Origin of the sequence: Mycobacterium sp. 3519A, assembly GCF_900240945.1 — a bacterium.
Classification (GTDB): Bacteria; Actinomycetota; Actinomycetes; order Mycobacteriales; family Mycobacteriaceae; genus Mycobacterium.
The window spans coordinates 2,616,440-2,638,548 of record NZ_OESG01000013.1 but is presented as its reverse complement, the minus strand read 5'-3'; the positions used below and the strand labels follow the sequence as shown (position 1 = coordinate 2,638,548).

The following is a 22,109-nucleotide window of genomic DNA, read 5'->3' as shown; positions in this document are numbered from 1 at the left end:
AGTCGTGAATCGGTTCAGATGACGGCGAGCGGTAGGGCTCCCGGTCCGACGGGCTCGGGGAGGTCGGACTCCCCCATCAGGTAGGTGTCGACGGCGTGTGCGGCGCTGCGACCCTCCGCGATGGCCCAGACGATCAGCGATGCGCCGCGGTGTGCGTCGCCACAGACAAACACGCCGGGCGCATCTGTCTGCCAATCCGATCCGCACGGCAAAGTGCCGCGCCGGTTCAGTGTCAGCCCGAGGCCGTCCAACAGCGGCATGTGTTCGACGCCGTCGAAGCCGATCGCCAGCAGCGCCAATTCACAGGGAATCTCAAGGGACTCTCCGACCGGTGTGATGCGCCTGCGGCCGTCGGGGTCGCGTTCGACCTTCACCTCGGCGATCTCCACCGCCCGCAGGTGGCCGCGGTCGTCGCCGACGAAGCGCTGGACCGCGACCTCGTACTTGCGGTGGCCGCCTTCGGCGTGCGCGGGCGAAAGCCGGGTGCGCAACACGATCGGCCACATCGGCCACGGCGAACGGGATTCGTCGCGGTACTCGGGTGGTTCGGGGTTGTAGTCCAGTTGCGTCACCGACGCGGCGCCCTGCCGGTGCGCGGTGCCGAGGCAGTCAGCCCCGGTGTCGCCGCCGCCGATGATCACCACGTGTTTGCCCTTGGCGGAGATCGCGCTGGGCCCGTCGCCCTCGCACTCCTTGTTGGCGGGTACCAGATGTTCCATCGCGAGGTGGACGCCTTGGAGGTGACGCCCCTCGACGTCGTTGTCGCGCGCCCTCAGCGCGCCGACCGCGAGCACGACGGCGTCGTATTGCTTTCGGAGTTGTTCGACGGTGATGTCGACTCCGACCTCGGTCTCGGTGACGAAACGTGTCCCCTCGGCGCGCATCTGAGTGAGCCGCTGGTTGAGGGTGCGCTTCTCCAGCTTGTACTCGGGGATGCCGTACCGCATCAGTCCGCCGATACGGTCGTCCCGTTCGTAGACGGTGACATCATGGCCGGCACGGGTGAGTTGTTGCGCGGCAGCCAGTCCCGCGGGTCCTGAGCCGACTACGGCGACCTTCTTGCCGGTCGAGATGGCCGCCGGCTGCGGTTCGACGATGCCGTCCAGCCAGGCCTGGTCGGCGATGGTCTGCTCGATGCGTTTGATCGTGACGCTGCCGCCGGTCTGCTCCTCGGCGATGGACAGCACGCAGGCGGCCTCACACGGCGCCGGACACAACCGCCCGGTGAACTCCGGGAAGTTGTTGGTGGCGTGCAACCGGTCGCTGGCCGCATCCCAGCGGCCCCTTCGGACCAGGTCGTTCCATTCGGGGATCAGGTTGCCCAGCGGGCAGCCCGCGGAACCCGAGTGGCAGAACGGAATTCCGCAGTCCATGCAGCGGCGGGCCTGTTGGGACACCTCGCCTGCCCGCTCGTGCGGGTTCTGCAGTTCGTACACCTCGCGCCAGTCGCCGACGCGTTCGTCGACGGGCCGCTTGGCGGCCTCGACCTTGGGTACTTCGAGAAATCCGTGCGGATCAGCCACGGCTGGCCTCCATGATCGCGGTGTCGACGTCGCGGCCCTCGGCCTTGGCCATCCGCGTCGCCTGCAGCACACGTTGGTAGTCGGTGGGCATGACCTTGGTGAATTGCGCACTGCGCCTTGGCCAGTCGGACAACACCGATTTGGCGACCGTGCTGCCGGTGTAGCCGGCGTGCTTGGCGATGACGCCGTGCAGCCAGGTCAGGTCCTCGGGTTCGAGGCGTTGCAACTCGACCATCTCGGTGTTGACGCGCGCGGGGTCGAGGCCGAGCACGAACGCGATGCCGCCGGACATGCCCGCGGCCATGTTGCGGCCGGTCTTGCCGAGCACGACGACACGGCCGCCGGTCATGTACTCGCAGGCGTGGTCGCCGACTCCTTCGACGACGGTCAGTGCGCCGGAGTTGCGTGCGGCGAACCGCTCACCCACCCTGCCGCGCAGATACAGTTCACCGGAGGTCGCGCCGAACAGCAGGGTGTTACCTGCGATGACGTTGTCCTCGGGCAGGAACAGCACGTCGTCGGGCGGCCGGACGATCACCCGTCCACCTGAAAGGCCCTTGCCGACATAGTCGTTGGCGTCCCCGATCAGCTCCAGCGTGATGCCGGGCGGCAGGAAGGCGCCGATGGATTGGCCCGCCGAGCCGGTGAGGGTGACGCGGATGGTGTTGTCCGGCAATCCCTGCGCGCCGTAGCGGCGGGTGACCTCGGAGCCGAGCAGGGTGCCGACGGTCCGGTTGACGTTGCGCACCGGCAGTTCCAGGTGCACGGGGTGCGCGTCTTCCAGTGCGCCCTCGGCGAGCTGGATCAGCGTGCGGTCCAGCGCCTGGTCGAGGCCGTGGTCCTGGCCGCGGGTGCGACGCCGTTGCGTTGCGTTCTCGGGGACGGCGAACACCTTCGTCAGGTCAAGGCCCTTGGCTTTCCAGTGCGAGATGCCTGCTGCGGTGTCGAGCAGTTCGGCGTGGCCGACGGCCTCGTCGATGCTGCGGAAGCCAAGCTCGGCGAGGTAGCGGCGGATGTCCTCGGCGATGAACCGGAAGAAGTTCTCGACGAACTCCGGCTTGCCGTTGAATCGCGCTCGTAGTTCCGGGTTCTGGGTGGCAACGCCGACCGGGCAGGTGTCGAGGTGGCAGACCCGCATCATGATGCAGCCGGACACCACCAGCGGCGCGGTGGCGAAACCGTATTCCTCGGCGCCGAGCAGGGCAGCGACGATGACGTCGCGGGCGGTGCGCATACCGCCGTCGCACTGCACGGTGATGCGGTCCCGAAGGCCGTTGAGCACCAGGGTCTGCTGGGTGTCGGCGAGGCCGATCTCCCACGGCACGCCCGCGTGTTTGAGGCTGGTCAGCGGCGCCGCACCGGTGCCGCCGTCGTGCCCGGAGATCAGTACGACGTCGGCGTGCGCCTTGGACACCCCCGCCGCGACGGTGCCGACTCCGACGGAGCTGACCAGCTTGACGTGGACGCGGGCCTGGTCGTTGGCGTTCTTGAGGTCGTGGATCAGCTGGGCGAGATCCTCGATGGAGTAGATGTCGTGGTGCGGCGGCGGGCTGATGAGGCCGACGCCGGGTGTCGAGTGCCTGGTTTTGGCGATGTTCGGGTACACCTTGAAGCCCGGAAGCTGGCCGCCTTCACCGGGTTTGGCGCCCTGCGCCATTTTGATCTGGATGTCGGTGGCGTTGACCAGGTAGTCGCTGGTGACGCCGAAGCGGCCGGACGCCACCTGCTTGACGGCGCTGCGCCGCTTCGGGTCGTAGAGACGATCGACGTCTTCGCCGCCCTCACCGGAGTTGGACCGGCCGCCGAGGTTGTTCATGGCGATCGCCATGGTTTCGTGTGCTTCAGCGGAGATGGATCCGTAGCTCATCGCGCCGGTGTTGAAGCGGGTGACGATCGATTCGACGGGTTCCACTTCGTCCAGTGGCACCGGGGGCCTGGTCTTCCTGAAGTCGAACAGTCCGCGAAGGGTGCCGCCTTCCCTGGAGAGGCGGTTGACCTCGTCGGAGTACTGACCGAAGATGTCGTGTCTGCCAGTTCGGGTCGAATGCTGAAGCAGGAACACCACTTCCGGTGTGAACAGGTGCAGTTCGCCCTCGCGGCGGAAGGCGTACTCGCCGCCGACTTCGAGCCTGCGGTGGACCCGCTCAGTGGGGTTCTCCGGATAGGCGCGGCGGTGCCGCTGCTTGACCTCTTCGGCGAGCACGTCGAGTCCGGCACCGCCCAGTTGGCTTGGGGTGCCGGTGAAGTACTCGTCGATGACGTCCTTGTCGATGCCGACCGCCTCGAACACCTGGGCCGAGGTGTACGAGGCGACGGTGGAGATGCCCATCTTGCTCATCACCTTCATCACGCCCTTGCCGAGCGCTTTGAGGTAGTTGCGCACGGCGGCGGCGGGTTCGATGCCGGTGAGTTCACCCTCGCGGATCAGGTCTTCGATGGACTCGAACGCGAGGTACGGGTTGACCGCCGCGGCGCCGAAGCCGATGAGCATCGCGATGTGGTGCACTTCGCGGGCGTCGCCGCTTTCCACCACCAGTGCGACGTTGGTGCGTTCCTTCGTACGGACCAGGTGGTGGTGAACGGTGGAGACGGCGAGCAGCGACGGAATGGGCGCCCTGGTGTGGTCGGAGTCGCGGTCCGAGATGACCAGTGTGCGTGCGCCTTTGGAGATCGCGTCGCAGGCGCGGTGCCGGAGTTCGTCGAGGGCGTCGGCTAGGCCTTCGCCGCCGCGTTCGACGTCGTAGAGCGCCTTGAGCACGGTGGTCCTCAGGCCGGGATGCTCGTGGTCGTCGTTGATGTGGACGATCTTGTTGAGTTCGTCGTTGTCGAGAACGGGCCACTTGAGCACGATCTGACGGACAGATGCGGCGGAAGGTTCGAGCAAGTTGTGCTCGGGGCCCATGACGCGGGCCATGGAGGTGACGATCTCTTCGCGGATGGCGTCCAGTGGCGGGTTGGTCACTTGGGCGAAGAGTTCGACGAAGTAGTCGTAGAGCAGACGGGACCGTTGGGACAGCACGGCCGTCGGCGTGTCGGTGCCCATCGAGCCGAGTGGCTCGGCGCCGGACGCGGCCATCGGGGTGAGCAGGATGCGGAGATCCTCTTCGGTGTAGCCGAACGAGATCTGGCGTCGCACCACGGAGTCGTGGTTGGGCGTGACGCGAACCCTTTCGGGCAGCGTCTTGAGGTCGAGCAGGCCCGCGTGCAGCCATTCGCCGTAGGGTTCCTGCTTGCTGAGGTCGTGTTTGATCTCGTCGTCGGGAATGATGCGGCCCTGCGCGGTGTCGATCAAAAACATCTTGCCGGGCTGCAGCCGGCCCTTTGCGACGATCTCGGCGGACGGCACGTCGAGCACGCCGCTCTCGCTGGCGAGGATGACGCGGTCGTCGATGGTGCGCCACCACCGGCCGGGCCGTAATCCGTTGCGGTCCAACACCGCTCCGACGAGGGTGCCGTCGGTGAAGGTGACGCAGGCGGGCCCGTCCCAGGGCTCCATCACAGAGGCGTGGAACTGCCAGAACGCGCGTTCGTCGGCGTCCATGGTGAGGGCGTTCTCCCACGCCTCGGGGATCATCATCAGCACCGCATGCGGCAGGCTGCGGCCGCCGAGGTGCAGGAGTTCGAGCACCTCGTCGAAGGAGGCGGAGTCGGAGGCCTCGGGGGTGCAGATGGGCGAAAGCCTGCCGAGATCGCCGGGGATCTTTGAACTGGCGAGCATGGCCTCGCGGGCGTGCATGCGGTTGCGGTTGCCGCGCACGGTGTTGATCTCGCCGTTGTGGGCGACGAAGCGGAACGGGTGGGCCAGCGGCCAGGAGGGGAAGGTGTTGGTGGAGAACCGGCTGTGCACGATCGCGATGGCGCTGCGGCAGCGTTCGTCGCGCAGGTCTGGAAAGTATTGCGGCAGCTGCATTGTGGTGAGCATGCCCTTGTAGACCATGGTGCGACTGGACAGCGACGGGAAGTACACGCCGTTGCGTTCGGCGCGCTTGCGCAGCGGGTAGACGCGGCGGTCGAGGTCGATGCCGCCGATGTCGCCCTCGGGGGTAGTGACGAAAAGCTGTGCCATATATGGCATACAGCCGAGCGCGGTGACGCCGACTTCGGCGCCGTCGGGATCGACGGGTACCGGACGCCAACCGAGGACGTGCAGGCCCTCGTCTTTCGCGATGGCTTCGACATGTTCAGTGGCGGCGGCGCGGGCGTCGGCATCCTGTGGCAGGAAGCACAGCCCGGCGGCGAAGGTGTTGCAGCCGTCGTCGGTGGCCGCGGGCAACTCGAAGTCCACGACGGCGCTGAGGAGTTCGATGGGCAACTGGATGAGGATGCCTGCGCCGTCGCCGCTGTTGGGTTCGGCGCCCGCGGCGCCGCGATGTTCGAGGTGCTCGAGGGCGATGAGGCCATCGGTGACGATGGCGTGCGAGCGACGGGCCTGAATGTCGGCGACCATGGCGACACCGCAGGAATCCGATTCGTTCTCAGGGTCGTACAAGCCCTGGGGTGCAGGAAATGCTGAATACAGCATCGAAAGCCACCTTCGCAGTCCGGAAAATCGTGGTCCGGGACTGCACCGGCCCGGTTGTCGATTGTATCAGCGGGTTGCGGAGCTAACCGGTTATAAGCGTCGGGACCAGCGGGAATCCGGGCAGGTTTCGTACCACCGTCCAGGTGAAGGCGGCGACGACGAGCACGACGACCGCGGGCTTCGGCATCAACGATTCGCCGCGCCGCCAGCGAACGAGCAGCCAGGCCGCCAGCAACGGTAGGCCGACCAGGAGGAAGGCGTTGTCCATGACGGCGGCGGCGAAGTCACCGTGCAGCACGTCGTGTGTCATCCGCAGACCGCCGCAACCAGGGCAGTTCCAGCCGGTCAGCGCCTTGAACGGACAGGTCGGAAAGCCGAAGTCCGAGCGGTGCGGATCACCGAGACCGATGTAGGCCAGCGCGCCGGTGAGGGCGGCCCCGGCGCCGATCGCACCGTAGACCTGCCGTCGGCTGATGGTGCTAGGTGCCATCGCGCAGCGGGCGCCCCTGCGGATCGCGGACCTTGTCGGTGAGGATCAGAATCGCGTCGATGATGCCCCACACCACTGCGCCGATGCCGCACGTGACGATCCCGACGATCAGCTGTGCGACCCCGAGGCCGGTGTAGCCCAAGTAGATGCGGCCGATGCCGACAAGCCCGAAGAGCCCGAGCAACTGCAGCAGTCCCGCGATCATCTTCGACTTCTCCGAGAGCGGTTCCCCGGTCAGCGGATGCCTGCCATACGGGGCCGCGGGATCCATGTACGCCGGCGGATAGCTGCCGACCGGCGGCGGGTACTGGCCTGGGGGCGGCGGATATTGCCCTGGAGGTGGCGGGTACTGGCCCGATTGCGGCGGCAGGTAGCCCGGCTGCTGCGGGGGCGGCGGGAACGGGCCGCCGCTTTCACTGCCACTGAACTGCGGCTCGGTCATGGCACCCAGCATGCCAGAGCGACACGGCCGGTCGTAAGTAAGGAAAACCCGCCAACTTTCGGGCGTGCCTCTAGACGGTATGGGGGGCTGGGGCCTCACTCAAATGTGATCGTGGGTTGCCGTCAGGAGTGTGGTCCTGGCCGGTAGAGCCACAGATTTGGGAGGCCCCAGTGATCCGTCAGCGTACGAGTGTTGGCTTGGATGTGCACGCGCGTTCGGTGTTTGGGTGTGCGTTGGATGGTGAGACCGGTGAGGTCGTGGAGCGCCGGATGACCCCTGACCACGAGGAGATTATCGGGTGGACGCAGTCGTTGCCCGGGCCCGTGAGGGTGGTGTACGAGGCGGGTCCGACGGGGTTCGGGTTGGCGCGGTCGTTCACGGCGGCAGGGACCGAGTGTCTCGTGGCGGCACCGTCGAAACTGATCCGTCCCTCTGGGGATCGCGTGAAGACCGACAAACGCGACGCGCGGCATCTGGCTCGAATGGTGCATCTGGGCGAGGTGGTGTCGGTCGCCGTGCCGACGGTGGAGCAGGAAGCTGCCCGCGACCTCGTCCGTGCTCGCGATGATTGCCGCGGTGACCTGATGGCTGCGCGGCATCGGGTCTCGAAGCTGCTGCTTCGTCAGGGCATCGTCTATTACGGCGGTGAGGCGTGGACGGGCAAGCACGAATTGTGGTTGCGCCGGCAGCGTTTCGAGGACCGCGCTCTGCAGGCCGCTTTCGACGCCGCTTTCGATGCGATGTTGTGCACCGTGGACCGCCGCGACCGCATCGACACGGCGATCGCGGCTCTGGCCGCGGATTCGGAGTTCACTGCCGTCGCCGACCGCCTGCAGTGTCTTCGGGGGATCTCCACGCTGACGGCGTTCGGGTTGGCTGTCGAGATCGGCGTTTGGCAGCGCTTCACCGGACGCACGATCGGCGCCTACGTGGGTCTGGTGCCTAGCGAGTACTCCTCGGGAGTCACCCGCACGCAGGGTGGTCTGACCAAGACCGGCAACGGTCACGTGCGCCGCTTACTCATCGAATCGGCCTGGCATCACCGTAAGCGCTATCAACCCGGACCGCGGCTGCGCCGCTGCTGGGACAGGGCCACACCAGCCGTCCGTGCCCGTAGTCACGCCGCCAATCGTCGGCTGCACACCCGGTGGGTGCGCTTCGACGAGCGCCGCAAACGTCCGGTGATCGCCAACGCCGCGATCGCGCGCGAGCTGGCAGGCTGGTGCTGGTCGCTGGCGGTGCTCGAGGACTGAGCGCCGACACAATCGTCCAGATGGAACCACCGGTGCAGGCACGCGTCAGACCGAGCGACCCGCGTCCCTTCTATGAGGAGACACGTTGTCCTGCAACGTGTTTACCCTCGATGCTAGACAAGCGATCCGCTCACGCCGAAAGTCCCGTCCTGCGGTAGCCAACCCGCGCATATCAGACTGACCCAGCGTCGACACGACGCCAAGCCAGTCCATCTGGTCAACGAAGCGGCGGCCGCGGCAACCGTCACGGCCGCCGCTTCACCTTGCCTCTTGACAAACCAGCACCCCATATCAGAAGGGTGGGGGTTTGTTGCGTTCGGCGATGTAGGGGTCGTTGAGGCGGCGTTCGGCTTCGATGCTGTGTTGGCGTTGCTGTTCGCGGGTGTGTGTGCGCCGTGGCATGGTCAGCCCGGTGGCCTTTGGCGGGGCGACCGTGGGTGTGGCGATGGGCGCGGTCGGTGCACACAGTTGCGGGAACAGCAACCGGGCACCCGGATAGGTGGTGTAGGTCCGCCCGTTGGGCGCCGACCAGATGAGGGTGCCGTCGGGCAGTTGACGCGCCGACCAGCCCCAAAACGTCTTGAGCAGATGGTGTTTTCGACACAGACAGGCCAGATTCGACGCACACGTCGGCCCGACCGGATAGCCGATCGTATGGTCCAGATCGCAGCGGTAGGCCGGCTCATCGCAGCCCGGGAAACGACACGTCATATCGCGACACCGGACGAAATCGGCCAGCGCCCGCGAGGGGGTGTAGCGCGGTTCAGGCGGCGCGTCCCCGGGGTGAATCAGCGGCCGAATCACCGCGGTGGCGGCCAGTTTGGCCGCCAGCAGCGGCGCGGGCAGGATCCCGCCGCCAATGATCGCCGCCGGGTTGGTGTGCGCCGGCCCTGGCAATGGTTCCGGGGCGCTCACCTCGTCAATCGTGCGTTCCCGCAACGGCTTATCCGAATCGAACAACGGCGGGGCTGCACCGTCAAGCTGCACCGGTGTGTCATCGGCCAGGCTGGACTGCTCGGCGATCACATGAATCACCGCCCCACCCGACGACGCCGCCGCCGCGGCGGGGCAGTGCGGATCACCGCACTCACAGCCCAGCTTCTCGGCGTAGGTGGCCATCGCCCCCATCGCATCAGCGCGCAATTGATCGACGGTGCGCGGATCCTTGCCGCACACCGAGCCGATCAGCGCACGCAGCCGCTCCTTGAGCGCGGCGCTGTGCGGGGCCAGCAGGCTGCCCTCGATGCTGTCCAGGCCGCTGCCGTCATCGCCATCCACAATGTCCAGATGCCGGCCACGGGCGCTGCGCTCGGTGCGCCGCAACGCACCCGGATCGATCCGATCGATCAACGCGTCGATGGCGGTCTCGGTTTTGGTCGCCGACAACCTGGTCCAACTCTCGGCCTCGGCGGCGATCGCGGCATCCAACTCGGCGCGGGCCTGCCGATCGCGCACCAACCGGGTACGTGACACGATCGCGGCCACCAACCGATAAGACAGCGCCCCGGTGGCGAACACCGCCTCCACCCGCGGCAGCCGCTCACGCAGCGATATCGCCACCAACAATTGATGCGAGGCCACCCCATTGGAGACGTTCTGCTCGGCGGCCACCTCGGCACTAACCGAATCCCAATTGTCCAGACACCACTGATCACGCTCGGCAGACCCGGCAGCCGACAACCGCGCCTCCAGCATGTCGGCGCTGGCCGCCAAGCGTCGCGCGCAGGCGACGTTTTCCACCCGCGCCCACGCCCCCACCGCGGCGGCACCCGAGGCACCCACCGCCGCCGCAACCAACGATTCGAACATACTTTCGACAATATTCAGCCACCCGACGAATCCGCCACCACATCCGTGCAGGCTGTGGACGAGTTCGGGCCTGGGGATAGCTTCGTCAGTGAGCCGCAGCTTCTGGTATACGGCGTCCGTCAGCGATTGCGACGGAACAAGCGGCTCAGTCGCCCGGCAGGCTCGGGCTGTTTCGGAGGCTCGGGCTCCGCCTGCTCGAGGACACCGGTCTTGGGTTCGTCGTCCGCGGCGGAGGCGGCTTCGTCGACGACCGCTTCCTCTTCCTCCTCGGAGGGCTCGGTTTCTGCCTCTTCGACTGCGGCCTCGGCGGCCTCGGTCTCGGGTTCGTCCGGCTCGGAGTCGTCGGATTCGACCGCATCGGCTTCGGAGAACGCGGCGGCGAATTCGGCTGCCGCCTCAATTTCCTCGTCAGGCGCCTCGACAACTTCCTCGGCGAGCTCCTCGGCTTCGGCCGCCGCCTCCGACAGAGGCTCGTCGTCGGCCGCAACTTCAGCAGTGACTTCTTCGGGCTCCTCGCCTTCCGCGGCTTCCTCGGCTTCCTCGTCCGCGACGGTCTCTGCCTGATCAGCAGCTTCTGCCTCGGCGTCGTGAACCTCGGGCGCAGCCTCCACCGCATCGGCGACTTCCGCACCCTCGACCGCACCGAGGCCTGTAGCTGGCTCGTCAGCGGCGGCCACTTCGGTCACGGCTTCAACCTCTTCAGGCTCCGCCTCGGCTTCTGCGGCAGCCTCAACCGCGACAGCCTCGGCCTCGTCGTCGGGCTCCGCCTCGGCGTCGGCTTCAACCGCTTCGGGCTCCGCCTCGGCTTCCGTGGCAGGCTCGTCAGCGACAGCCTCAGCCTCGTCAGCGGCCTCTACCTCGGCGTCGTCGCTCGGTGCCTCGGCCTCTTCGTCTTTGGCTTTCGCAGCGGCCTCATCCGCGACGGCCTCGGCTTCTTCGGCGGCTTCGACCTCTGCCTCATGCACCTCCGGCGCAGCCTCGACCGCGTCTGCGACTTCCTCGCCCTCGACCGCACCCAGGCCCGCCTCGGGCTCCTCCTCGCCCTCCGCTGCGAACTTCTCTGCATCCTCGACCGAGTCCGCGGGGACGCCCGCCACGTCGGCCCCGAGGGCTTCGGCGTCTTCTGTCTCGGGCTCAGCGACGGCCTTCGCGTCTTCGGCCTCGACATCACCCGCGGCCTTGGCGGCAGCCACCACACCCGTCGTCGCCGCGACAGTCGTCAGCTCTTTCGCCAGCACCGCATGATCGTCTTCCGGTTTACCCACAAGGGACGCCGGATCTTCTCTACCCTTCGGCGCGACCATGATGTACACGACCGCGCCGACGAACACGAACGTCGATGTGAACGAATTGATCCGGATGCCGGCGATGTGCGTAGCCACGTCACTGCGCATCAACTCGACCCAGAACCGGCCGACGCAGTAGCCCGCCACATACATCGCGAACAGCCGGCCGTGGCCGATCTTGAACCGTTTGTCGATCCAAAGCAGCGCCGCGAAAACCAAAAGGTTCCACAACAATTCGTACAAGAACGTCGGGTGGACGACCTCGATCAGCTGACCGGTCGACACCCCATTCAAGGTGTCCAGCGCGCCACTCGCATCGCGGCGCTCATAGATCTCCAGCCCCCACGGCAGCGTTGTCGGCCTGCCGTACAACTCCTGGTTGAAGTAGTTACCCAGTCGGCCGATGGCCTGGGCCAGAATGATTCCGGGCGCGATCGCGTCACCGAACGCGGATAGCGGAATCCCCTTCTGCCTGCACCCGATCCAAGCACCGACCGCCCCCAGTGCGACCGCACCCCAGATGCCGAGGCCGCCGTCCCAGATCCGCAGGGCACCCGCCACCCCTGCGCCGTCTTCACCGAAGTACGTCCGCCAGTCGGTCATGACGTGATACAGCCGGCCACCGATCAGTCCGAACGGCACTGCCCACAACGCGATGTCGTAGATGACGCCCTGCTGGCCGCCGCGGGCCACCCATCGCCGATCACCGAGCACCAGCGCCGCGATGATCCCCACGATGATGAACAGCGCGTACGCGCGAAGCGGCACTGGACCGATGTGCCACACCCCTTGCGAAGGACTTGGTATGTACGCCAGGTAAGTCGTCGTCACGCAGTGATCCTCTGCCGCACTCCATCGGCGAGTTCTTCGGTCAAGGCACGCACCGCCGGAACTCCGTCCTCGAGCGCCGATACCAACGCCGACCCCACGATGACGCCGTCCGCGTATGCGCCGATCTCCGCCGCCTGTTCACGCGATCGCACACCCAGGCCGACCCCAACGGGAATGTCCGACAACGCTTTCACCCGGCGCACCAGTTCCGGCGCCGCCACCGACACCGCATCGCGCGCACCCGTGACACCCATCGTCGACGCGGCATAGACGAACCCACGTGAAGCCTCGATCGTCGCCGCCAACCGTTCCGGCGTCGACGACGGCGCCACCAGGAAGATCCGGTCCAAATCGTGCGCTTCGGAAACCTCAAGCCATTCCGAGGCTTCATCGGGAATCAGATCCGGCGTGATCATCCCGAGGCCGCCCGCGGACGCCAGGTCACGCGCGAACGCCTCGACGCCCCACCGCAGCACCGGATTCCAATACGTCATCACCACGGCCCGGCCGCCGGCCTTGCTGATCGCCTCCACCGCGGCCAGTGCGTCGCGCACCCGAACCCCGCCACGCAACGCCACCTCCGTCGCGGCCGCGATCACCGGGCCATCCATCCCGGGATCCGAATAAGCGATGCCCACTTCGATGATGTCGCAACCAGATTCGACCATTGCCGTCATCGCCGAGATCGACGTCGGCACATCGGGGAAGCCCGTGGGCAGATACCCGATCAGCGCGGATCGGCCTTCCTCCCGACACGCGGAGAACAACGGACCAAGCCGGCTCACGACGCACCGTCCAACAACCCGAACCACTTCGCCGCGGTCTCGACATCCTTGTCGCCGCGGCCCGACAGGTTCACCAACACGATTGACCCGCGGCCCAACTCGGCGCCCAACTTCAGCGCACCAGCGACCGCGTGTGCGGATTCGATCGCAGGGATGATGCCCTCGGTGCGGCACAGCAGCGAGAACGCGTCCATCGCCTCGGTATCGGTGATCGGCCGGTAGTCCGCCCGGCCGGTGTCCTTCAAATAAGCATGTTCTGGGCCCACGCCCGGGTAATCCAATCCCGCTGAGATCGAATGCGATTCGATCGTCTGGCCGTCCTCGTCCTGTAACAGATAAGAGAACGAACCCTGGAACGCGCCAGGTGACCCACCTGTGAATGTCGCGGCGTGACGCCCTGTCTCGACTCCGTCGCCGGCAGCCTCGAAGCCGACCAGCCGAACGCCGGGATCGTCGATGAACGCGTGGAAGATGCCGATCGCGTTCGACCCGCCACCGACACACGCGGTCACCGCATCCGGCAGGCGCCCCGCTTGTTCCACTATCTGCACACGCGCTTCCAGCCCGATCACCCGCTGAAAATCGCGCACCATGGTCGGGAACGGATGCGGACCCGCCGCGGTGCCGAAGCAGTAATACGTGTTGTCCGCGTTGGTGACCCAGTCACGGAACGCCTCGTTGATCGCGTCCTTCAGCGTCTTCGAACCGGCCTCGACCGACACCACCGTCGCGCCGAGCAAGCGCATCCGCGCCACATTCAGCGCCTGCCGCGCGGTGTCGACGGCCCCCATGTAGATCACGCACTCGAGACCCAACAGCGCGCACGCCGTCGCCGTCGCCACGCCGTGCTGGCCGGCACCGGTCTCGGCGATCACCCGGGTCTTGCCCATCTGGCGCGCCAGCAACGCCTGTCCCAACACGTTGTTGATCTTGTGAGAACCGGTGTGGTTGAGGTCTTCTCGCTTCAAGAAGATCCGCGCCCCGCCGGCGTGGTCCGACAACCGCTCCGCCTCGTACAGCGGTGACGGTCGGCCGCTGTAGTGGCGCTGCAACCGGTCCAACTCGTCGAGGAAAGCCTGGTCGCCACGGGCCTTTTCGTATGCGGCGGTGACTTCCTCGATCACGGCCATCAACGCTTCGGCGACGAACCGCCCGCCGTACACACCGAAATGACCACGCTCGTCGGGATCGTGGGCGGTGGGTTCGGCCACCGCCGCGCTGGAACGCGGCAGCTCGGGGCCGGTGATGTCCGCCATCAGTGATGCTCTTCGCGCAAGCGGCTCATCGCCAGTCAGCGTGCGGGTTTCGGGCAGGACGGGTGGGTGCCTGCAGTGACCAAATCGGCAACGGCGCTGCGGGGGTCGCCGCTGGTGACAAGTCCCTCGCCGACGAGCACCGCATCGGCGCCCGCTCCTGCGTAGGCGAGCAGATCGGCGGTGCCACGGATCCCCGACTCGGCAACGCGAATCACATTGCTCGGCAACCCGGGCGCGATGCGCGCAAAGCAATCACGGTCTACCTCAAGCGTCTTGAGGTTGCGGGCGTTGACACCGATCACCTTCGCGCCTGCCTCCAGCGCGCGGTCGGCCTCCTCCTCGGTGTGCACCTCGACAAGCGCCGTCATGCCGAGCGACTCCGTGCGGTCGAGCATCGGCTCCAACACTGACTGCTCCAGCGCCGCGACGATCAGCAGCAGCATGTCCGCGCCGTGCGCGCGAGCCTCGTGAATCTGGTAGGGCCCGACGATGAAATCCTTGCGCAACACCGGGATTGACACCGCCGCGCGGACCGAGTCGAGATCGTCCAGCGAGCCGTTGAACCGGCGCTGTTCGGTCAGCACGCTGATGACGCGCGCCCCGCCGTCCTCGTATGCGCGGGCCAGTTCTGCCGGATCCGAAATCGACGCCAGCGCACCGCGCGACGGGCTCGCCCGCTTCACCTCCGCGATCACTCCGATGCCCGGTTCACGCAACGCCGCGAGCACATCCAGCGGCGGCGGCGCATCCTTGGCCATCGCTTTGATCTCGACGAGGGGAACGGCGGCCTCGCGGGCGGCAACGTCGACGCGAACTCCCTCGATGATGGAGTCGAGCACAGTCGCCGAACTCATCCCCGCTGCGGTCCTTCCTAGGAGCATGTTTGATCTTCAGGGAAGGGTAGTCGCCACCGCAGCACCATCGATCACCGACCCTTGTTGTCCGGATCGGTCGGGTCGCGACCCTCGTCGAGGGCGTCCCAGATCGCCCGCTCCGACGGTGCGGCGGCCTCCTGCGGCGACGACGTGACGCGACGCTCGTAGCGTGCGGCTTCCGGTTTGGCCCTGCCCGCCGAACGGACGAGCAGCACGGCGCCGGCCAGCGTCACCACCGCCGCCACCAGAGCCACGATCGCACCGCCGTAATGCCGCTGCGTGTTGACCAGGTTCGTGATCGGCACGTCCGCGATGTGTGCGGCCCGCACCGCGACGTCGCGGACCACCCACAAGCTGATCGCCAGGTAGGCCATCAATGCGCTGGCCGCGGCGACCAGCACCGCGAACAGCCGCAGCGGCCAGCCGCGCACCGCCAGCGCCGCCACCGCGGCGGCCACCAGGAGCACCGCGAGCGGCACCAGCGCCGTCGACCATGCCGCGCCGTTGAGCGCGGTCGTCTTGGGCTGGCCGAGCCCGTCGAACGACTGCACGTCGACCCACACCATCCGCGACGCCGCCCACAGCGCCCCCGCGGACACCAGGAGCAGCACTTGAGCCAGGCGGATCACGGCCCGGTCAGCGTTTCCGCCGCCGCGATCGCGTTCAGCACGGCCTTGGCCTTGTTCGACGCCTCGTTGTACTCGTACGGGCCGTTGGAGTCGGCCACGACTCCCCCGCCTGCCTGCACATACGCCGTGCCGTTGCGCATCAGCGCGGTGCGGATCGCGATCGCGAAATCGGCATTACCCGCGAAGTCCAGGTAGCCGAGCACACCGCCGTAGAGGCCGCGGCGCGTCTTCTCGACCTCCTCGATCAGCTCCATCGCCCGCACCTTCGGCGCTCCGGACAACGTGCCCGCCGGAAAGCACGCGGTGACCGCGTCCAGCGCGGTCTTGTCGTCGGCCAGCTCGCCGTGCACCGTCGATACGATATGCATGACGTGGCTGTAGCGCTCGATGTGGCTGTAGTCCTCGACCCGCACCGTGCCTGGCCGGCACACGCGGCCCAGGTCATTGCGGCCGAGGTCGACCAGCATCAGGTGCTCGGCGCGCTCCTTGTCGTCGTGCAGCAACTCCTTTTCGAGCAGCACGTCTTCTTCCTCAGTGGCGCCCCGCCACCGCGTGCCCGCAATCGGATGCGTCGACGCCCTCCCGTCCTTGACGGTCACCAGCGCCTCGGGGCTGGATCCGACGATCGAAAAGTCCAGTCCGCCAACGTCATTCGGGACATTCAGCAGATACATGTACGGGCTGGGATTGGTCACGCGCAGCATCCGGTACACGTCGAGCGGATCGGCGTCGGTGTCCATCTCGAAGCGCTGCGACGGCACCACCTGGAACGCCTCCCCCGCCTCGATGTCGCCGACGAGCTTCTCGACGATGGCCGTGTACTCCTCCACCGTGCGCTGTGAGCGGTGCAGCGGCTCCGGCCTGCTGAAGGTCGCCACGGTCGACGGCAGCGGCTCCGACAGCGCCGCGGTCATCACGTCGAGACGCTCGACCGCGTCGTCGTACGCCCAGTCCACCCGCTCGTCGGTGCCGTTCCAGTTCACCGCGTTGGCGATCAGTGTGATGGTGCCCTCGTGGTGGTCGACTGCGGCGATGTCGGTGGCCAGCAGCAACAGCATGTCCGGCAGCCCGAGGTCGTCGACCGCAAGCGACGGCAGCCGCTCGAGGCGGCGCACCATGTCGTAGGCGAAGAACCCGACAAGACCGCTGGACAAGGGCGGCAGACCCGGCACCGGTTCGGTTTTCAGCAATTCGAGCGTCGCGCGCAGGGCCTGGATCGGATCGCCCTCCTTCGGCGCGTCCTTCGGGGTGGTGCCCAGCCATACCGCCTCGCCGTCGCGCACGGTCAGTGCCGACGGCGCGCCTGCACCGATGAACGACCATCGTGACCACGACCGACCGTTCTCGGCCGACTCCAGCAGGAATGTTCCTGGCCGGTTCGCAGCTAGCTTCCGGTACGCCGACAGCGGGGTCTCACTGTCGGCGAGCACCTTGCGGGTCACCGGCACCACGCGGTGCCCGGCGGCCAGCGCGCGGAAGTCCTCGCGTGAGGTCGTCAGGGCGAGGTTGGCGGTCGATTGCACTCACCAATTCTCCCAGACGCGCGCCAACGGCGACGACGACGCCGGTGTCAGCGGGCTGGTCAGCACGACGGGCGCCTGCGCCATGAACCGCGGACTGGTGCCGCGGTGTTCGTCGGCGGCATGTGCGGTGAACGGATGCAGCAGATACATGTCGCCGGGTGCACCGGTGGCGTAGGCCACGGCGCGATCGCTGCTGACGGCGTCGACGAGGCGGCCCATCTCGGCCAACTCCAGCGGATCCGGTCCCAACACGCGGGCCACGTCGCGATGCGACCCCACCCGGATCCGGGTCGGCGCATCGTCGCGACCGACTTCCGAGAGCAGCGTGAGTAGCAGCACCGTGTGCGGACGCCCCGTCACCGCCCACGTCCCGTCGGGCTGCGGCGTGTTGGCGTCGATGTGCCACCCGCGGTCGTCGTTGGGCGGTGACACCGGGAACCGGACCGGAACATTGCCCAGCGAGCCGCGCGGCACCCACCCGCCGCGGCCGCAGACGGTGTCGAGCGCCGTCGCCAACGCGGAGCTGGCGACGAGTTCACCGAAGGGACCGTGGCCCATCACATCTGAGGCCCAGAGCACCGGTTGCGACCAGCCGTCGCGGTCGTCCGGTGAAAGACCCAGCTGCCGCCACAGCGCCGCTCGGGCCGCATCCGCGGCGCGACGGGCAGCGGCCTGCTCGATCTTGACGAAACCGTCGGCCGCGAAGGCGTCGATGTCGGGGACACACAGCATCTCTTGCACGCTTTCACAGGAACGACGCGCAGCTCCAACAATTTTCGGTGGGCGTAGCGTGGGGGGCTATGAAACGTGGTGACCAGGTTGCCGAGTTCGAATTGCCGGACCAGACGGGCACCGTACGAAGCCTCACCGAGTTGCTCTCCGACGGCCCGATCGCGCTGTTCTTCTACCCTGCCGCGATGACGCCGGGATGCACCAAGGAAGCCTGCCACTTCCGCGATCTCGCCTCGGAATTCGCCGCTGTCGGCGCAAGCCGCGTCGGCATCAGCGCGGATGCGGTCGAAAAGCAGGCCCAGTTCGCCGACAAGGAGAAGTTCGACTACCCGCTGCTGTCCGACGCCGACGGCACGGTCGCCACGCAGTTCGGCGTCAAGCGCGGCCTGCTCGGCAAGTTCATGCCGGTCAAGCGCACCACCTTCGTGATCGACACCGACCGCACCGTGCTCGACGTGATCGCCAGCGAGTTCAGCATGGACACCCACGCGGACAAGGCGCTGGAAACCTTGCGGCAACGGCAATCAGCGTGACCGCGGTCCTTGAACTCGCCGATGTGACGTTCCGCCGCGACGGCAAGCAGATCATTGACGGCATCTCGTTGACTGTGCAAGAGGGCGAGCACTGGGCGCTGCTCGGCCCCAACGGCGCGGGCAAGAGCACACTGCTGGGCTTCTGCGCGGCAGTCACCTTCCCGACGTCGGGCACCGTGCGCATCCTCGGCGAGCAGATGGGCCGCGTCGACCTGTCGCGGCTGCGGCATTCGATCGGCCACGTGAATCCACGCCACCGCCTGCAGTACCCGCTCACGGTTCGAGACGTGGTGCTCACCGGCATCACCGCCACCATCGACATACCGAACCGGTGGACGCCAAGCGACGACGAACTACGTCACGCCGAGGACATGATCGCGACGGTGGGCCTGTCGCGGAAGGCCGACGACATCTGGCCCACCCTGTCGCAGGGCGAACGAGGCCGCAGTCTCATTGCACGCGCACTGATTTCGGAGCCGCGGTTGCTGCTGCTCGACGAACCCACAACGGGTCTGGACGTGGCCGCGCGCGAGCAACTCCTGGAAACCATCGACACACTCGACGAGACGCATCCCGAAGTGGCCTCCATTCTGGTCACGCATCATCTCGAGGAACTGCCGACGACGACCACGCATGCGCTGTTGATCGCGGACGGTCGCACAGTGGCCACCGGGCCCGCTCGTGACACCGTGACGACCGAAAACGTCACGGCCGCTTTCTCGCATCCCGTCGAGGTGCGCTACGACGAGGGCCGCTGGTCGGCGCGCGCGAAGGCCACCCGCATCGACGTTTAATCCGGACCTAGCTCGGAGTCCAGTAGCGAGAGCCAGTCTTCGTCGGCGAGGTCCGCTCTCACTGGCCGGACGTTGCGAAGCATCACCATGGCTCACAGGGTTAACCGAGGGTGCCCGCGGTGAAACACGATGTGCGCCCGCCGTCGACGACGAGGTTCGCTCCGGTGATGTAACGCGCCTCGTCTGACAGCAGGAACGCGACGGCCGCCGCGATGTCGCCCGGTTGACCGAATCTGCCGAGCGGGATCGTCGATTCGTTCTCGGCGCGCTCTCTGTCCGGATCGGGTGCGGCGGCGAATTCCGCTAGCAGCATTGGGGTTTCGGTGGTTCCGGGCGAGATGCTGTTGACGCGGATGCCGTGTGTCGCCAGTTCCGCGGCGAACGCGCGCGTCATCGCCAGCACGCCGCCCTTGGTCGCGGTGTAGCCGACATATCCCGCCTGGCCGAGCAATCCGAGTTCTGACCCGGTGACGACGATCGCGCCACCGCCGCGCGGAATCATCCGGCGGGCGGCTTCCCGCACCACATAGAAGCTGCCCGACAGGTTGACGTGCAGTTGGCGCAGCCAGTCGTCGTCAGCCAATTCGATTGCGGGGCCGACGATCGAGATACCGGCATTGCTGAACACCGCCGAGACGGCGCCCAGCGCCTCGGCGCGGTCGAACGCTGCGGCCACCTGACCGGGATCCGCGACGTCGGCCGGGATGGCCAGCGCCGCTGATCCGAAGGACCGGCATTCCTGAGCGGTCTCGTGGAGGTCGTCACCCGGCAGCGCGACCAACGCCACGGCCGCGCCGTCACTGGCCAGTCGAAGGGCGGTGGCCCGGCCGATTCCGGAACTGGCGCCGGTGATCAGGACAACGGAAGTCACCATGCGGGCTAGGCTTCGGGCCCCAGCAACTGGTCCGCATCGAAGCAGGTGTGCTCACCGGTGTGGCAGGCCGCACCGACCTGATCCACCTCGAGCAGTACGGTGTCGCCGTCGCAGTCCAACCGCACCGAATGCACGTACTGGGTGTGCCCCGACGTCTCCCCTTTGACCCACTGCTGTTGTCGCGAACGCGAGTAGTACGTCGCCCTGCGGGTCTCCAGCGTGCGCGCCAGCGCTTCGTCGTCCATCCACGCCACCATCAGCACCTTGCCGGTGCCGCGTTCCTGCGCCACCACGGCGAACAGCCCGTTGGCGTCGCGTTTCAGCCGCGACGCGATGCCCTCGTCCAACGTCACCTGACCACGACCCCTTCAGCCGCCATCGCCGCCTTCACCTGGCCGATGGTCAGCTCGCCGAAGTGGAACACGCTGGCCGCCAGTACGGCGTCGGCTCCTGCAACGACGGCGGCCGCGAAATGTTCCACCGCGCCCGCGCCTCCGCTGGCGATCACCGGAACGGACACCGCGCCGCGCACCGCGCGCAGCATCTTCAGGTCGAAACCGGCCTTGGTGCCGTCGTAGTCCATGGAGTTGAGCAGGATCTCCCCCACTCCGAGTTCGGCTCCGCGACTGGCCCATTCGATGGCGTCGATGCCCGTGCCGCGCCTGCCGCCGTGCGTGGTGACCTCCCAGCCTGACACGGTCGGCTGATCACCCTCGGGCACGGTGCGCGCGTCGACCGACAGCACGATGCACTGCGATCCGAATTGCCGCGACAACTCGGCCAGCAGTTCCGGCCTCGCGATCGCCGCGGTGTTGACCGAGACCTTGTCGGCGCCTGCCCGAAGCAGTGCGTCGACGTCCTCGACCGACCGCACGCCGCCGCCGACGGTCAACGGAATGAACACCTGTTCGGCGGTGTGCTTGACGACTTCCAACATGGTGGCTCGGCCCGACGACGACGCTGTCACGTCGAGGAACGTCAGCTCGTCGGCGCCCTCCGCGTCGTAGCGGGCCGCCAGCTCCACCGGATCGCCTGCATCCCGGAGGTTCTCGAAGTTGACACCTTTGACCACTCGGCCTGCGTCGACATCGAGGCATGGAATGATCCGAACCGCAAGATCTTTCGGGTCCATCAGAAGGTCTCCGGATCGCCGACGGAGTTCAGCAATTCCAGCAGTTCGGCGTGCACACCCGGTGCACCGGCCACCGCGGAGCGCGACTTCGTCGTCCAGTCGCTGCCGTCGAGGTTGGTGACGACGCCGCCTGCCGCCCGCACCAGAGCGACGCCCGCCGCATGGTCCCACACGTGGGCGCCGAAGCTGATTGTGCCGCCCAGGATTCCGGCTGCGGTGTAGGCGAAGTCGACCCCGGTGGCGCCGTGCATCCGCATCCGCGAGCACTTGCGGCTCAGGTTTGCGATCACCGCAAGCCGGTACCGGCCCGGCACCGGACCGCGTGAGTCGACGTTGAAGGTGCTGACGCCCACGATCGTCTGGGAGAGTCTGGTGGGCTGCAGCCGCGGTTGTTCGACGCCGTTGCTGCGCAGCGGTTTTCCGACCACAGCGGTGAACCGCTCGCCGGTGAACGGCAGCCAAGTCAGCCCGGCGACCGGTTCACCGTCACGCACCAGGGCGAGCAGGATCGCCGCCATCGGCGAGCCCGCGGCGTAATTGAAGGTGCCGTCGATCGGGTCGAGCACCCACACCAGCGGTGAATCGACGTCCGCTCCGCCGAATTCCTCGCCGTGCACCTCGATCCCGGTCTTGTCGTTCAGCGCCTGAACCACCTGGCGTTCGATCGCCAGGTCGACCTCGGTGGCGAAATCGTTGCCCTTCTTCTGCACCGCGGAGTCCGCGCGATGCCCGTCGACGAATGGCACTGCGGCGGCGTCGAGGATTGCCGCGGCCTCGGTGACCAGGGCGTCGAGGTCGTTTTCGTCGAGGGCCATCGGGG

19 protein-coding genes are annotated in these 22,109 nt (G+C 67.3%); 3 read left to right on the top strand and 16 right to left on the bottom strand.

The annotated features are described in order from the left end of the window. Positions 1-14: 14 nt before the first annotated feature. The 4 genes from C1A30_RS20515 to C1A30_RS20500 form a co-directional block, all read right to left on the bottom strand. On the bottom strand, positions 15-1,523 hold the full coding sequence (locus C1A30_RS20515; protein ID WP_101949947.1) for a glutamate synthase subunit beta: 1,509 nt from the start codon (positions 1,521-1,523) through the stop codon (positions 15-17). After that, the gene (gene gltB, locus C1A30_RS20510; protein WP_101949946.1) at positions 1,516-6,045 is read right to left on the bottom strand and encodes a glutamate synthase large subunit; all 4,530 of its coding nucleotides are present in this window, start codon (positions 6,043-6,045) and stop codon (positions 1,516-1,518) included. Before gltB ends, C1A30_RS20515 begins: the two co-directional genes overlap by 8 nt. Positions 6,046-6,127: 82 nt before the next feature. Continuing rightward, the gene (locus C1A30_RS20505) at positions 6,128-6,535 is read right to left on the bottom strand and encodes a DUF2752 domain-containing protein (protein WP_101949945.1); all 408 of its coding nucleotides are present in this window, start codon (positions 6,533-6,535) and stop codon (positions 6,128-6,130) included. Next, on the bottom strand, positions 6,525-6,977 hold the full coding sequence (locus tag C1A30_RS20500; RefSeq protein WP_101950354.1) for a TM2 domain-containing protein: 453 nt from the start codon (positions 6,975-6,977) through the stop codon (positions 6,525-6,527). The genes C1A30_RS20505 and C1A30_RS20500 overlap by 11 nt, the downstream gene beginning before the upstream one ends. Positions 6,978-7,132: 155 nt before the next feature. Between C1A30_RS20500 and C1A30_RS20495 the strand changes: the two genes are divergently transcribed. Further along, positions 7,133-8,230: an IS110 family transposase gene (locus C1A30_RS20495; protein ID WP_101950353.1), complete on the top strand. Its 1,098-nt coding sequence runs from the start codon at positions 7,133-7,135 to the stop codon at positions 8,228-8,230. 291 nt (positions 8,231-8,521) lie between these two features. Here the strand turns inward: C1A30_RS20495 and C1A30_RS20490 are convergent, their stop codons facing one another. The 8 genes from C1A30_RS20490 to C1A30_RS20455 all read right to left on the bottom strand — a co-directional run bounded on the left by C1A30_RS20490 (position 8,522) and on the right by C1A30_RS20455 (position 17,956). Continuing rightward, the gene (locus tag C1A30_RS20490; RefSeq protein WP_101949944.1) at positions 8,522-10,039 is read right to left on the bottom strand and encodes an HNH endonuclease signature motif containing protein; all 1,518 of its coding nucleotides are present in this window, start codon (positions 10,037-10,039) and stop codon (positions 8,522-8,524) included. 119 nt (positions 10,040-10,158) lie between these two features. Then, complete coding sequence (gene lgt, locus C1A30_RS20485) at positions 10,159-12,156, bottom strand: prolipoprotein diacylglyceryl transferase (protein WP_101949943.1); 1,998 nt, start codon at positions 12,154-12,156, stop codon at positions 10,159-10,161. After that, positions 12,153-12,941, bottom strand: a complete 789-nt coding sequence (trpA, locus tag C1A30_RS20480) for a tryptophan synthase subunit alpha (protein ID WP_101949942.1) — start codon at positions 12,939-12,941, stop codon at positions 12,153-12,155. Before trpA ends, lgt begins: the two co-directional genes overlap by 4 nt. Beyond that, on the bottom strand, positions 12,938-14,197 hold the full coding sequence (trpB, locus tag C1A30_RS20475) for a tryptophan synthase subunit beta (RefSeq protein ID WP_101949941.1): 1,260 nt from the start codon (positions 14,195-14,197) through the stop codon (positions 12,938-12,940). Before trpB ends, trpA begins: the two co-directional genes overlap by 4 nt. Positions 14,198-14,232: 35 nt before the next feature. After that, positions 14,233-15,051 carry an indole-3-glycerol phosphate synthase TrpC gene (gene trpC / locus C1A30_RS20470; RefSeq protein ID WP_101949940.1) on the bottom strand — a complete coding sequence of 273 codons (819 nt, stop codon included), beginning with the start codon at positions 15,049-15,051 and terminating at the stop codon, positions 14,233-14,235. Positions 15,052-15,122: 71 nt separating this feature from the next. After that, entirely contained in the window at positions 15,123-15,701 is a 579-nt protein-coding gene (locus tag C1A30_RS20465; RefSeq protein ID WP_101949939.1) for a TIGR02234 family membrane protein, read from the bottom strand. Beyond that, entirely contained in the window at positions 15,698-17,224 is a 1,527-nt protein-coding gene (locus tag C1A30_RS20460; RefSeq protein WP_101949938.1) for an anthranilate synthase component I, read from the bottom strand. The genes C1A30_RS20465 and C1A30_RS20460 overlap by 4 nt, the downstream gene beginning before the upstream one ends. Further along, positions 17,225-17,956, bottom strand: coding sequence for a mitomycin antibiotics/polyketide fumonisin biosynthesis protein (locus tag C1A30_RS20455; RefSeq protein WP_101949937.1), 732 nt, complete (start codon positions 17,954-17,956; stop codon positions 17,225-17,227). Positions 17,957-18,024: 68 nt separating this feature from the next. On the opposite strand from C1A30_RS20455, the gene C1A30_RS20450 reads away from it, so the two are divergent. Further along, positions 18,025-18,489: a peroxiredoxin gene (locus C1A30_RS20450; RefSeq protein WP_101949936.1), complete on the top strand. Its 465-nt coding sequence runs from the start codon at positions 18,025-18,027 to the stop codon at positions 18,487-18,489. Continuing rightward, on the top strand, positions 18,486-19,283 hold the full coding sequence (locus C1A30_RS20445; RefSeq protein ID WP_101949935.1) for an ABC transporter ATP-binding protein: 798 nt from the start codon (positions 18,486-18,488) through the stop codon (positions 19,281-19,283). Before C1A30_RS20450 ends, C1A30_RS20445 begins: the two co-directional genes overlap by 4 nt. A gap of 100 nt (positions 19,284-19,383) precedes the next feature. Here C1A30_RS20445 and C1A30_RS20440 read toward each other — a convergent pair whose 3' ends face one another. The 4 genes from C1A30_RS20440 to C1A30_RS20425 are packed head-to-tail and all read right to left on the bottom strand — an operon-like array spanning position 19,384 to position 22,104. Beyond that, a complete protein-coding gene (locus tag C1A30_RS20440; protein ID WP_101949934.1) occupies positions 19,384-20,157 on the bottom strand; it encodes an SDR family NAD(P)-dependent oxidoreductase in 774 nt (257 codons plus the stop codon). A gap of 5 nt (positions 20,158-20,162) precedes the next feature. Next, positions 20,163-20,510, bottom strand: coding sequence for a phosphoribosyl-AMP cyclohydrolase (gene hisI, locus C1A30_RS20435; protein WP_101949933.1), 348 nt, complete (start codon positions 20,508-20,510; stop codon positions 20,163-20,165). Next, a complete protein-coding gene (gene hisF, locus C1A30_RS20430) occupies positions 20,507-21,289 on the bottom strand; it encodes an imidazole glycerol phosphate synthase subunit HisF (protein WP_101949932.1) in 783 nt (260 codons plus the stop codon). The genes hisI and hisF overlap by 4 nt, the downstream gene beginning before the upstream one ends. After that, entirely contained in the window at positions 21,289-22,104 is an 816-nt protein-coding gene (locus C1A30_RS20425; protein ID WP_101949931.1) for an inositol monophosphatase, read from the bottom strand. The genes hisF and C1A30_RS20425 overlap by 1 nt, the downstream gene beginning before the upstream one ends. Between the last annotated feature and the right edge of the window lie 5 nt (positions 22,105-22,109).